This window comes from Lachnoanaerobaculum sp. ICM7 (assembly GCF_000287675.1).
Classification (GTDB): Bacteria; Bacillota; Clostridia; order Lachnospirales; family Lachnospiraceae; genus Lachnoanaerobaculum.
Genome location: NZ_ALJL01000032.1, coordinates 1 through 13040, shown reverse-complemented (window position 1 = coordinate 13040; position 13040 = coordinate 1). Strand labels below are relative to the sequence as shown.

Sequence of the window (13040 nt, the reverse complement as noted above, 5' to 3'; positions counted from 1 at the left end):
GTCAAATTTTTATAGTCAAGAGATTGAAAGTTATATTGTTGACTTCATATTTTTAATAGTGTATAGTATCTTCGTAAATGAATAATTATATTTGTAATAGTTTATTTTTTATAACTCTTACAAATCTTAAGTACCTAGGAGAAAGAAATGCCAAACGATTTTGTTTTTAGAGATCAATTGCCTATAGCGCCTCTAAAGATTGCCGCTCTTGAAAGCTGCTATGATTTTGCCAAGAAAGTCAATGATTATATTGTTGAGTTCAGAAGAAATGATACTACTGAGCTTATGAACAGTAAAATGGACTTGCATTACAGAGGCTATGACTGTGATAATTATCTTCTTGATATTGCCTGTCCGAGATTCGGTTCAGGTGAGGCCAAGGGCATAATAAAAGAATCAGTTCGTGGTACAGATGTATTTGTAATGGTGGATGTATTAAACCACTCTCTCAGCTATAAGCTTAACGGTTTTACAAATTATATGTCACCTGACGATCACTATCAGGATCTTAAGAGAATTATCAGTGCAAGTATTGCCAATGCAAAAAGAGTCAATGTTATCATGCCTTTCTTATATGAGAGCAGACAGCACAAAAAGACAAAAAGAGAATCCCTTGACTGTGCTCTGGCACTTGCGGAACTTGTGGATATGGGTGTAAGCAATATCATCACATTTGATGCACATGATCCGAGAGTACAAAACTCTATTCCTCTTACAGGATTTGACAACTTCATGCCTACATATCAGTTTGTAAAAGCATTATTTACAAATGTACCGGATTTAAAGGTAAATAAAGACGATATGATGATCATAAGCCCGGATGAGGGTGCTATGAACAGAGCTGTATATCTGGCAAATAACCTTGGTGTAGATATGGGTATGTTCTATAAGAGACGTGATTATTCAAAGGTAATCGACGGCAGAAACCCTATAGTTGCTCATGAATTCCTTGGAAGCAGTGTGGACGGCAAGGATGTTATTATCATGGATGATATGATTTCTTCCGGTGAAAGTATGCTTGATACAGCAAAAGAGCTTAAGAAGAGAAATGCAAAGAGAATTATTATCTGTGCTACATTCGGACTTTTCACAAACGGTCTTGATAAATTTGATGAGTTCCATAATCTAGGACTTATAGATTATGTTTGTACTACAAATGTGCATTACAGAAACCCTGAGCTTCTTACAAAGCCATGGTATCTGGAAGCAGATATGACAAAGTACCTTGCCGCTATTATAAACTCATATAACCATGATGTTTCAATAGGAAAGAGTCTCTCACCGACAATGAAAATACAAAATTTTGTATCAAAATTTAAATAAGAATAAGGGGACGCTCGGAAATAAGTGATTTTACTTACGGACATCCCCTTTTGAAATTAAATATTTCCATCTTTTTTGGATTTAGCTCTCTTGAAAAGCGCAATACATATTTTAATGATTAAATAAAGTCCCCAAAATACTATAAACGAATAATCAAATATAGTGCTTTTCAAGTCCCATGTAGTATGGAGTATAAAATGTGCAACCAAAAATCCGGCTATTATTTGCACTACCAGAATAAATAGCGCCCATAATATCTCCTGTTTCAAAAACTCCTTCATATTTTACTTTCTCCCAGCACGCTTACTGAATGTCCATGTTCCAACATACTATTAATAGTATTTTTAATGACAGTATCAGATATGTAATTTTTCCACTAGTTATTTAATCCAACTTCCAATACTCTTTACATTCTAATTGTAATATCTTTAATAATTTATCTTGAAAAGATAGATGCCGAATACGGCATCCCTATTATTTGCTGTTTAATGGTACAATCGCAAGTGTTTTTCCCAATGGTGCCAATACTTTTAATATCGTATCAAGTTGTGGACTTGTTTGTCCTTTTTCCATCCTTGCTATTACAGGCTGTTTTACACCACTTAATTCTTCTAATTTCTTTTGGCTCAATCCCCTTTCTTGTCTGGCTTTAATAAGTTCTCCTATCAGAGCAACTCTTAAGTCACTTTCCAATATTTCTTCAGGTGTTAAAAGCGAATCTATAAATTCTAAAGCATTCTGTCCAATCGCACTATTCATAATTCATTCCCCTTTCTATTAAATCTGAAAGTTCACGCTTTGCTTTTTCAATTTCTCTCTTTGGAGTTTTCTGAGTTTTTTTCATAAACTGATGTAATAGTACAAAGCTTCCGTTTTTCCATCCTACAAAAAGTATTCGATCTCTTAACGGTCTTAGCTCCCATATATCCCCATCTAAATGTTTTAAATACGGCTCACCCGCTTTTGTTCCATACTCACTTAAAACTTTTATATAATCCCTTATTTTATTCAGTTTAATACGACTGTCTTTATCTTTTTTATCGGACAATCCAATTATATACTCAGCTACAGGCTCTTTCCCATCTTTATCTTTATAAAAATATATATTGTACAAGTTCCCCCCTCCTTAAATCAATTATACTTAAAAGTTATTAAACAGTCAACTTTATCAATAAAAAATCCCGACATAACTTTATTAAAGATATGTCGGGAGATTATTAAGGTTTATACATTAAATGTACTTCCACCTATAAATTCTCTTAAAATAGAATTTGAAGGCACATTATCACTTGGTATACCGAGGAAATAGTCAAGGAACTTTAAAAGTCTCTTTGCCTCGGGATATTCCTTGCTGTCTTTTTGTACACTGAATAATACCGGCTCAACATATTGCTTTATAACCGCAATCTCGTAGTTTAGAGCCGAGTTGAAAGTTGCATCCGCGCTGCTTTGATATGGGAATATATACTTTTCTTCCCCTCTTCTTACAGAATCCCACATTGAAATTGTCTTTGTAGGTGAAGTGCCTCTCTTTCTGACATCTCTTATCATTCTTCTAAGTAATCTGCCGTCTGTAGTAGGTATACGATTGTGCTCATCTATATTTAATTGAGTCAGTGCACTTATATATATCTTATATCTGCTGTCCTTAGGCAATCTGTATGAAAGTTCATCATTCAAACAGTGTATACCCTCTATAACAAGAATATCATCCTTACCAAGCTTTAAGAAGTTTCCGTTGTATTCTCTCTGCCCGATTTTAAAATTAAAGCTTGGAATCTCCACTTCTTCCCCGTTCAAAAGAGCCAACATATCTTCATTAAACTTTTCAATATCCATTGCACCCAGACATTCAAAGTCAAGCTCACCATGTTCATCTCTCGGTGTATCTTCTCTGTTCTTAAAGTAATTGTCTACCTCAAGCGGGTGAGGTTTTAATCCGTGAGATCTTAATTGTATACTGAGTCTGTGTGAAAATGAAGTCTTTCCTGATGAAGACGGACCTGCAATCATAACCAGCTTTACATTACCTCTTTTTACGATATCATCCGCAATATCTCCAATCTTCTTTTCCATATATGCTTCAGAAATAAGGATCATTTCATTTGTCATACCGTTTGCAATCATCTCATTTAGAGAACCTACATCGGCAACTCCCATATCTTCGGCATTCTTACTGGCATTATTAAGCTCATTAAAGATTTTTTCTTCAGGAACAAACTCTTCCACCACTTCGGGGTTATCCTTCTTAGGTATAATAAGAACAAGTCCGTCCTTGTATTTTGTCAGGCTGAATTTATTTACAAATCCTGTCGAATAAACAATGTAGCCGTAATTATAGTCTATATAGTCCTCAAGCTTATATATATTTACTCTGGACACTCTTCTAAACTTAAAAAGTTTTTCCTTTTCAAAAAAGCCTGCATCATGAAACATCTTTATCGCAGTATCGGTATGAACACTCATCTTCTCTATTCTGATATTTTCATCGACAATTTCTCTCATCCTGCCGTCTATTTTATCAATATCAAACTCAGATTCACCGTTCATTCTGATAAACAGTCCGTTTCCGGTGGAAAATTCCACAATAGGTTTTATATTCTCACCATATATATCTTTAATAGACTTTAAAAGTATGAGTACGGCACTTCTTTCATATGTAGAACGCCCGATAGCATCACTTAAAGTAACAAATTCAAGTTTTATATCGGATTTTAAAGTCTTATGCAGCTCCTGCAACTTACCATCTACCTTGACTAAAAGTGCCCTTTTCTTATGCTCCGTTACTATATCAAAATAACTTGTATTCTCTTCATATTCAAATACTTCGTTGTTTATATTTACTTTAAACTTTTTCATTATTTTATTTTTCTGATCCATCCCTGTGGTGCTTCTATTTCGCCCATCTGTATTCCTGTAAGGGTGTCATAGAGTTTCTTTGTAATCTCACCCATTCCTTCCATACCGGCAGGTAAGCTTATCACTTCTTCTCCTCTGTAGATTCTTCCTACAGGTGAAATAACTGCTGCAGTACCGCAAAGTCCCGCCTCTTTGAATTCCTTTATTTCATCAAAGGCAACCGGTCTTTCCTCTGTCTTAAGTCCAAGATAATGCTCTGCAACATAAAGAAGTGATCTTCTTGTAATTGAAGGCAATATTGAATTTGACTTCGGTGTAACTACCGTATTATCTTTTGTAATAAAGATAAAGTTTGCGCCTCCTGTCTCTTCGACATAAGTTCTTGTAGCCGCATCCAGATACATATTCTCATCAAATCCGTTTCTATGAGCTTCCATAAGAGGATGTATACTCATAGCATAATTAAGTCCTGCCTTTATATGTCCCGTACCTCTCGGTGCTGCTCTGTCAAACTCACTTACAGTAATTGTGATAGGCTTTGCGCCGCCCTTAAAATAAGGACCTACAGGTGTTACAAACATTCTGAACTGATACTCTGCAGCCGGCTTAACTCCGATTACAGGCGATGAAGCAAACATATAAGGTCTTATATAAAGTGTTGCTCTCGAACCGAAAGGCGGTACCCACGCTTCATTTGCAAGTACTACCTTGTCCACCGCTTCAAGGAATCTCTCCTCATCAAACGGCGGCATCTCAAGTCTTTTAGCTGAATCATGCATTCTCTTTGCATTTAGATCAGGTCTGAATGTAACTATATGTCCGTCCTTTGTTCTGTATGCCTTTAAACCCTCAAAAACTTCCTGGCAATACTGTAAAATACCTGCCGACTCATTTATCGTAACATTTGAGTCTGTCAAAAGCTCTCCATCATCCCACTTTCCGTCTTTAAAATTGCTGACATATCTGTAATCAGTAATTCTGTAGTTGAAACCTATATTTCCCCAATCTAAATCCTTTATTTCCATGATAGCCTCCTATTGTTCATTAAGTTTGGCAAGTTTTGCAGCCTGATCCGCCGCAATACATCCGTCTATAAGCTCCTGAATATCACCATTCATTATCTTATCAAGTTTATATAAGGTAAGATTTATTCTGTGATCGGTTACCCTTCCCTGTGGGAAGTTGTAAGTTCTGATTTTTTCAGATCTGTCACCTGTACCGATCTGGCTTCTTCTGTCTGCCGCCTCAGCACTTTGCTTTTTCTCAAGCTCTATTTCATAAAGCTTTGATCTAAGAAGTGCAAATGCCTTTTCCTTGTTTTGCAACTGACTCTTTTCTGTCTGAGAATAGATAACAATGCCTGTAGGATAGTGAGTAAGACGAACTGCAGAGTCTGTAGTATTGACACACTGTCCACCGTTTCCGCTGGCTCTCATAACGTCTATTCTGACATCATTCATATCAATCTGTACATCAACTTCCTCAGCCTCGGGCATTACTGCAACAGATGCTGTAGAAGTATGTATTCTTCCGCCCGACTCAGTCTCAGGTACTCTTTGTACTCTGTGAACTCCCGACTCATACTTAAGTTTTGAATAAGCACCCTTACCGCTTACCATTGCCACAACTTCCTTGTATCCGCCTATACCGTTCTCATTAACATCAATCATCTCAACCTTCCAGTTTTGAGACTCCGCATAATGAGTGTACATACGATACAGCTGCATAGCAAAAAGTGCCGCCTCGTCACCGCCTGCTCCGGCTCTGACTTCCAGCATTATATTCTTATCATCATTAGGATCTTTTGGTAAAAGTAAAATCTTTAGCTTTTCTGAAAGTTCCTCTTCCAGTCTCTTACCCTCGGCAAGCTCTTCCTTTGCCATCTCCCTCATTTCTTCATCGTTCATCTCAAGCATTTCAAGTGCATCCACCTGTAATTGCTTTGCTTTTTTATATTCTCCGTAAGTTTCCACTAATGGGGCAAGATCTGACTGCTCTTTCATCAGCTTTCTGAATCTATTTTGATCATTAGCCACATCACCACTGGCAAGCTCTGCCATGATTTCATCATAATGTACTACTATATCTTCTAAATTATCAAACATCTTTTCCTCTTATGATTTTTTTATTTAACTGTATATTATTGCAACTCTGTCTAAGTTTGCCAGGTCCTTTTTTATAACTACATTTTTGCCTTCAAACAAAGCTCTTATATCATTTGCTTCATCATAGCCTATTTCAAGAGCCAATACACCGTTGTCTACCAAATAGTCCTCATAATTTTCGGCAATTATTTTATAAAATTTCATGCCGTCAGCATCTCCGTCAAGTGCCAGTCTCGGCTCAAAATCCTTAACTTCACTTTCCAAAGTATCTACAACATCGCTCTGTATATAAGGCGGATTGGATACTATGATATCATATTTATTTTCACATGTTAAGCTTGAAAACATATCACTCTTTAAAAAATTGATATTCAAATCAAGCTCATTTGCATTTCTTTTTGCAACTTCAAGTGCCTTATCCGATATATCCAGAGCATCAACTCTTTCAAATCCTCCAAGCTTTTTTAATGCAATGGCTATGGCTCCCGAACCTGTACAAATATCAAGTATTCTTTTACTCTTATCTTTTTTTGAAATCTTTAAAACTTCTTCAACCAGCACTTCCGTATCAAATCTCGGAATAAGTACATTCTCATTGACATAGAGTGGAAGTCCGCAAAAATATGCCTTATTTAAAATATACTGTATAGGCATATGACCAAGCCTTTTTTTTACATATTTATTCAATGTATCAAGCTTTGATATATCCTCTATTTCATCATACTTATACATCGTCCATTTTGAAAAATCAAAATCGAATATCTCATATATAAGCAGGAGTATGTCACTTTTTGCATCCTTGAAGTTTTTTTCTTCCAACAGCTTTACATATTTATCAAAAGCTTCAATATATTTCATATCAGAAGTTTTCCTCAAGGTATTCTCTCCAGTCAAATACCCTTTCAACTGCCGCAATAGCTACCTCAACCATATCAGGTGTAGGCTCCTTTGTGGTAAGTCCCTGCATCCAAAGTCCCGGCTTACTTATAAGATTTACAAGCCAAAAATCGCTTCTTCCTGCAATTCTTAAAAACTCGTAGCTTACTCCGGCTATAACTGGTACCAGAACAATTCTTGATACCGCTCTAAGCCATATGGTATCAACTCTGATTACCATAAAGAATAGTATACTTATCATCATTACAATGATAATAAAGCTTGTACCGCATCTCTTATGCTCCTTTGAGCTCTTCATAACATTTTCCACATTAAGCTCAAGACCATGTTCAATACAGTTTATACATTTATGCTCCGCTCCATGATACATAAATGTTCTTTTAATATCTTCCATTCTTGATATCATTTTTATATAGAAGATAAATATTGCTATTCTTATTATTCCCTCAAAAATTGCAATTACATAGTAATTATCAACTTTCAACTTAATAATATTGCTGAGAAGCATCGGCAGGACCATAAATATAGCTATGGATGCTATTACTGAAATAAACATCGTAACACCCATTATCACTTTATCCAGCTTATCTCCAAAAATCGCTATCAGCTTTTCTTCAAACTTTGAAGGTTTTGAATCCTCATCGTCTTCAAAAAAGCTTGCTGAATATGACAATGTTTTCATTCCCAAAACCAATGAGTCTATAAATGAAAATATACCTCTAAGAAACGGAAGTCCCAATATCGGCATTCTTGTAGTCAAGCTCTCATATTTATCTTCCATTACCGCAATTGTTTTATCCGGCTTTCTAACAGCTGTAGAATATCTGTCACCGTTTTTCATCATGATGCCTTCTATAACAGCCTGTCCGCCTATTCCTGAATATTTCATATTTACTCCGTAATCTATTTAAAAAGAGCCAGACACCTGCCTGACTCCCCCTAATAAATAGTATTTCTTTATCTTATTATTCAGCCTTAACACCATATCTACGGTTAAACTGCTCGATACGACCACGTGCCTGAGCTGATTTCTGCTGACCTGTATAGAAAGAATGGCACTTAGAACAAATTTCTACGTGGATATCTTCCTTTGTTGAACCTGTAACAAATGTGTTACCACAGTTGCAAGTTACTGTTGCCTGATAATAATTTGGATGTATTCCCTGTTTCATAATTCACCTCTTTTAAAAATTTAACGGTTACATAAAGTAGACTCGTTACAAAGTACATCTTAGGATAGCATAAATGAGGATAAATTGCAAGAGTGTAATTTACTCTTTACTCTTTGATTTAAGATATAATATCAAACTCCAAAGATCCGACAACGTATATCCTATCATTAATACCATATTTTACTTTACTTTCAAACTCGACCAATATTTCCTCATCACATATACTTGTTTTGGCATAAAGTGAAAATTCATCTACAATTCTTTTTACTTCTACTGTCGCTATTATATGTGAGGAATGTCTATGTGGCTGTTCAAACATAAGTTCACCGTTTTTAATATAAGAGCCTGTTACTAAATCTATTCTTAATTTACCTTTTATTATATTTCCAACAAATCTTAGCTCTGAGTTCTTGCCATCATCTATATATTCATCATATTCTATAAAATGTACTATAATCTTACTTTTGTCCTCCATTTCAGCATCAACAAATCTATCATAACCGAATGTACAGATATTAATAATTTTCAAATTCATAATACTTTCTATACCTCATACCTTTTATAAATTAAAAAGTTTTAGGATCCTCAAATACCCATATTTCATTCCACGGTAGTTTTGCATATAACTTATCTATATCATCCTTTGTATAAAAGTACTCCTCCATAAATACATCCTCAGGAAAAAGCTTAAAATATCTATGAAAGAATTCCAACAAAAGTCTTTCTCTACCTGATATATCCTCAAAAATAATATAACTTGGCACTGTTTCTCCCATACTTGGAATATAGTATTCATGTGATTCCTTCGGCTTCGGATAAAAATAAATTATAATGTTATCATTATCATCCAGTGAATCCCATTGATACTCGTCATCATCCCATTTTCTGCTCCAATGATCATTGATAAAACTAATACTAAAACTTTCGCCTGTAATTAATTTATCTTTTTCTTTACCACCTGCATAAAACTTCATCTTTGTAAATATATCAATTATTATATCCAAGTCTTTTTCTGTTGGATATTCACCTTTTCTAAATAACGATGCCGGTACTCCCATTATCTTAGTACTCCCTAAATTAATATTTTATTATTTACTCTTCTTTTTATATGTATCCGGATTTTTATAAATCCACTCTGCATCAGGTTCTTTTAAATTATAAATTCTATCTATATCTTGCTTTGTAAAATAAAGTCCGTTATCTATATAAAATATAGAATCGCTATACTTTTCCATATATTTATGTAATATTTCAAGTATAACCAGCTCTCTGCCAAGTATATCTGTAAATCTGAAAAAAGTTTCAAGTCCTGCACTCTCTGCTTTTTTAGTCGGAATCTCTTTACATTCTTTATATGCATATACATTTAATAAAGATAAAGTATCATTCTTATCAAAAAGTAATTTATCATTTCCTTTCTTTATGTATATCAGGTCTGTAGTTTCCTTTTCAAGAACTATATATTTAATATATCCAAGTTCTCTCAATATATCTACAAATTTATACGCAATAAATCTCTTCTCTATACAGCTTTTATTTAATATTCTACCCTCATATATCATTATCTGCTCCCTCTAACTTAAAAACTATCCGGACTGATATATAACCAGTTAGGATCATAAGTTTTTGAATATATTTTATCTATGTATTTTTTAGTATAAAAAAACTTATCACAGTCCCAAAATATATCATCCGGATAAAGTTCAAAATATCTATGTAAAAAATCAAATATTATTCTTTCTCTAGAGCTAACATTCTCAAAAAACAAATACGAGTAATATTTTTTACAAGTTTTGGGACAATAAAACATTTCCTCATTGTTCTCTATTAAATCGATATAAATAATTGTACTCTTTTTCAAGTTCTCCGAATTAACCAACTCATCATCAGTAATCGGCATAGCTATTGTTAACATATAAACATCTGTTTCATCATATATACTAAATCTTGTAAAACCTAACGATATAAAAATATTTATTATCTCTTCTATTCTTGTATGATCAGGGTGAATTTCACTTCTTAAAAGTCTCATTGCTGTTGCCATCGATTTTACGTCTCCTCAAGTTCTTCAAAAACAATCTAAAATGTACTAGGATCCTCATACATCCAAGTCTCATTCCATGGTAATTTTGCATATACCTTATCTATATCATCCTTTGTATAAAAATAATCTCCCCAAAATACATCTTCAGGAAACAGTATGAAATATCTATGCAAAAACTCTAACAATGTTTTTTCTCTTCTGAGCATATTGTCAACCAAAAGATAATATGGTGTATATTGTTTCATACTTGGAATATATTCAAAAAATGAACCCCTTGCATTTTTATAAAAATAAATTATTATATGATCGTTGTCATCCATACAATTTTCCTGATAATAGTCTCCTTCCCATCTTTTTATCCAGTCATCATTTATAAAACTTAAAACCCAACCACTATCTTTTTCATCTAACTCACTTTTCCCATGGGCAACAAAATTCATATCCTTAAATATGTTTATGATTATATCTAAGTCTTTTTCTGTTACATATCTACCTTTTCTAAATATAGCTGCTGATTCACTCATTATTTTAATAATCTTTCTAATTCATTTAAATCTGTAATTACTGTAACACCTAAATCTTTGATTTTCTCAATCTCCTCCAATTTTTCCGTTTCTGCACTTGGTGCTGGAATAAGGAAGAGATATTTGCTTTGAAATAACTCTCCCTCAAAACAGTACCGTTAAGCATTTAACTTAGAATGTTTTAGGATCCTCATACACCCATATCTCATTCCATGGTACTTTTGCATATAACTTATCTATATCATCCTTTGTATAAAGGTACTCCTCCATAAATACATCCTCAGGAAACAGCTTAAAATATCTATGAAAAAATTCCAGCAAAAGTCTTTCTCTACCTGATATATCATCAAAAATAATAAAACTTGGCACTGTTTCTCCCATACTTGGAATATAGTATTCATGTGATTCCTTCGGCTTCGGAAAAAAATAAATTATAATATGATCATTATCATCCAGCGAATCCCATTGATAATCGTCATCATCCCATCTTCTTCTCCAATGATCATTAGTAAAGCTGATACTGAAACTTTCGCCTGTACTTAATTTATCTTTTTCTTTACCACCTCCATAAAACTTCATCTTTGTAAATATATCAATTATTATATCCAAGTCTTTTTCTGTTGGATATTCACCTTTTCTAAATAACGACGCTGATACTCCCATTATCTTAATGTTCTCCCTAAATTATTTTTTAGTGTTTACTCTCCTTTTTGTATTTATCAGGATTTTTGTAAATCCACTCTGCATCAGGCTCAGGCATATTATATATTGCATCAATATGATGTTTCCTGAATGTGTAACCGTTATCAACATAGAATGTGCTATTTGGGTATTCTTCCATATATCTGTGTACTATTTCCAATATGATAAGTTCTTTTCCAATCATATCAGGAAAGCGAAAGAAGGTAACAAGCTCATTTTTTTTGATTTTCTTGTGAAAACCTCCTTTATATCTACATAAGCATAAATTTGAATCATTGGCGCAGGATCTTCTTCATCAAAAAAATCGTATTCATTATCTTCCTTAGACAGTATAAGACTACCATCTCTTTTACGTATCATCACTATTCTATGGTAGTTCATAGCATCAAGGATTTCTCGCATCCTGGTATCAACAAATATATTTCTTTCCTTAAATTTTTCTAATATTCTTCCCTCACATATCATATATACATCCCCTTCTTATACTGCTGCCACAAGAGAGCTTTTTTACAAAGCATCCGGACTGTAATATATCCAATTTGAGTCTTTATTACAGTATACTTTTTCAATGTCTTCTTTTCTATAAACATATCCTGACGCGCTTAAGAAAATATCCTCAGGAAAGAGTTTAAAATATCTGTATAAAAACTCCGATATTATCAATTCTGTTCCTTTAATGTCATCAAAGTAAATATATGCATAATAATAGCAATTTTCTCTTGGATAAAAAAACTTATACCTCCCTTCTATATCTATCTCCACCAGTAACATACTTAAATACATGTTGTAGACTCTTTTTTTTATATTACTTTCATCATCATCTTCAAGTATACTTGCGGACAACCCGTAATAATCCTTTGAGTCATGAATCGAACAATGTGTATATCCTATTGACATTAAAATGTTTATGACCTTTTCCATGTCTTTTTTATCAGCTGTTATTCTTTTTCTTAATATACCTGTGCGCCACATTATAAAAAATCTCCTTTATCTCCTCAAATCTATTTATCAATTTAATTCCCTGATATAGCAAGGTATTTTGTCTGCCGGCCATACTTTTTCATTTCCATGTATTCCCCTTCTTCTATCATCTTGTCTATAGCTTCTCTAAACCAATCTATAAGTTTATCAACTTTTTAGTAAAGAAGAGCTGTTAGATATAAAACAGCTCCTCTTAAAAAATATCAATAGTATAATTTAGAATGTTTTAGGATCCTCATACGCCCATAATTCATTCCAAGGTAGTTTTGCATATAACTTATCTATATCATCCTTTGTATAAAAGTACTCCTCCATAAATACATCCTCAGGAAAAAGCTTAAAATATCTACGAAAAAATTCCAACAAAAGTCTTTCTCTACCTGATATATCCTCGAAAATAATATAACTTGGCACTGTTTCTCCCATACTTGGA

Annotated in this window: 17 protein-coding genes and 2 pseudogenes; 1 reads left to right on the top strand and 18 read right to left on the bottom strand. The window is 33.6% G+C overall.

From position 1 onward, the window contains the following. Window positions 1–147 precede the first annotated feature (147 nt). Window positions 148–1323 (top strand): ribose-phosphate pyrophosphokinase, encoded by a 1176-nt coding sequence (locus HMPREF1140_RS11180; RefSeq protein WP_009663982.1) that lies wholly within the window; start codon window positions 148–150, stop codon window positions 1321–1323. 56 nt (window positions 1324–1379) lie between these two features. Here the strand turns inward: HMPREF1140_RS11180 and HMPREF1140_RS11175 are convergent, their stop codons facing one another. From HMPREF1140_RS11175 to HMPREF1140_RS11090, 18 genes and pseudogenes are all read right to left on the bottom strand, one after another. Further along, window positions 1380–1604, bottom strand: coding sequence for a hypothetical protein (locus tag HMPREF1140_RS11175; protein WP_009663960.1), 225 nt, complete (start codon window positions 1602–1604; stop codon window positions 1380–1382). Between the two features lie 193 nt (window positions 1605–1797). After that, window positions 1798–2082 (bottom strand): helix-turn-helix domain-containing protein, encoded by a 285-nt coding sequence (locus HMPREF1140_RS11170; protein ID WP_007592468.1) that lies wholly within the window; start codon window positions 2080–2082, stop codon window positions 1798–1800. Then, the gene (locus tag HMPREF1140_RS11165; protein WP_009663964.1) at window positions 2075–2437 is read right to left on the bottom strand and encodes a type II toxin-antitoxin system RelE/ParE family toxin; all 363 of its coding nucleotides are present in this window, start codon (window positions 2435–2437) and stop codon (window positions 2075–2077) included. The genes HMPREF1140_RS11170 and HMPREF1140_RS11165 overlap by 8 nt, the downstream gene beginning before the upstream one ends. A 110-nt stretch (window positions 2438–2547) precedes the next feature. After that, on the bottom strand, window positions 2548–4203 hold the full coding sequence (locus tag HMPREF1140_RS11160; protein WP_009663975.1) for a nucleoside kinase: 1656 nt from the start codon (window positions 4201–4203) through the stop codon (window positions 2548–2550). Beyond that, window positions 4182–5207 (bottom strand): branched-chain amino acid aminotransferase, encoded by a 1026-nt coding sequence (locus HMPREF1140_RS11155; RefSeq protein ID WP_009663947.1) that lies wholly within the window; start codon window positions 5205–5207, stop codon window positions 4182–4184. The genes HMPREF1140_RS11160 and HMPREF1140_RS11155 overlap by 22 nt, the downstream gene beginning before the upstream one ends. 9 nt (window positions 5208–5216) lie before the next feature. Further along, the gene (prfA, locus tag HMPREF1140_RS11150; RefSeq protein ID WP_009663946.1) at window positions 5217–6287 is read right to left on the bottom strand and encodes a peptide chain release factor 1; all 1071 of its coding nucleotides are present in this window, start codon (window positions 6285–6287) and stop codon (window positions 5217–5219) included. A 24-nt stretch (window positions 6288–6311) separates the two neighbouring features. Continuing rightward, window positions 6312–7145 (bottom strand): peptide chain release factor N(5)-glutamine methyltransferase, encoded by an 834-nt coding sequence (gene prmC / locus HMPREF1140_RS11145; RefSeq protein WP_009663944.1) that lies wholly within the window; start codon window positions 7143–7145, stop codon window positions 6312–6314. A gap of 1 nt (window position 7146) precedes the next feature. Then, entirely contained in the window at window positions 7147–8073 is a 927-nt protein-coding gene (locus HMPREF1140_RS11140) for a DUF1385 domain-containing protein (protein ID WP_009663962.1), read from the bottom strand. A 76-nt stretch (window positions 8074–8149) separates the two neighbouring features. Next, window positions 8150–8356: a 50S ribosomal protein L31 gene (rpmE, locus tag HMPREF1140_RS11135; protein ID WP_007592480.1), complete on the bottom strand. Its 207-nt coding sequence runs from the start codon at window positions 8354–8356 to the stop codon at window positions 8150–8152. A gap of 118 nt (window positions 8357–8474) precedes the next feature. After that, window positions 8475–8891: a hypothetical protein gene (locus HMPREF1140_RS11130; protein ID WP_009663972.1), complete on the bottom strand. Its 417-nt coding sequence runs from the start codon at window positions 8889–8891 to the stop codon at window positions 8475–8477. A 31-nt stretch (window positions 8892–8922) separates the two neighbouring features. Next, the gene (locus HMPREF1140_RS11125) at window positions 8923–9414 is read right to left on the bottom strand and encodes a hypothetical protein (protein ID WP_009663950.1); all 492 of its coding nucleotides are present in this window, start codon (window positions 9412–9414) and stop codon (window positions 8923–8925) included. A 30-nt stretch (window positions 9415–9444) separates the two neighbouring features. Beyond that, window positions 9445–9918 (bottom strand): hypothetical protein, encoded by a 474-nt coding sequence (locus HMPREF1140_RS11120; protein ID WP_009663974.1) that lies wholly within the window; start codon window positions 9916–9918, stop codon window positions 9445–9447. 17 nt (window positions 9919–9935) lie between these two features. Next, window positions 9936–10400, bottom strand: coding sequence for a hypothetical protein (locus tag HMPREF1140_RS11115; protein ID WP_009663956.1), 465 nt, complete (start codon window positions 10398–10400; stop codon window positions 9936–9938). 35 nt (window positions 10401–10435) lie between these two features. Then, on the bottom strand, window positions 10436–10924 hold the full coding sequence (locus tag HMPREF1140_RS11110) for a hypothetical protein (protein ID WP_009663967.1): 489 nt from the start codon (window positions 10922–10924) through the stop codon (window positions 10436–10438). A gap of 171 nt (window positions 10925–11095) precedes the next feature. Then, window positions 11096–11587, bottom strand: a complete 492-nt coding sequence (locus tag HMPREF1140_RS11105; protein WP_009663970.1) for a hypothetical protein — start codon at window positions 11585–11587, stop codon at window positions 11096–11098. A gap of 28 nt (window positions 11588–11615) precedes the next feature. After that, window positions 11616–12091 (bottom strand): annotated as a pseudogene (locus tag HMPREF1140_RS14085) (hypothetical protein). Between the two features lie 42 nt (window positions 12092–12133). After that, complete coding sequence (locus HMPREF1140_RS11095) at window positions 12134–12598, bottom strand: hypothetical protein (RefSeq protein ID WP_009663971.1); 465 nt, start codon at window positions 12596–12598, stop codon at window positions 12134–12136. Window positions 12599–12823: 225 nt separating this feature from the next. Continuing rightward, window positions 12824–13040 (bottom strand): annotated as a pseudogene (locus HMPREF1140_RS11090) (hypothetical protein); the annotation flags it as partial.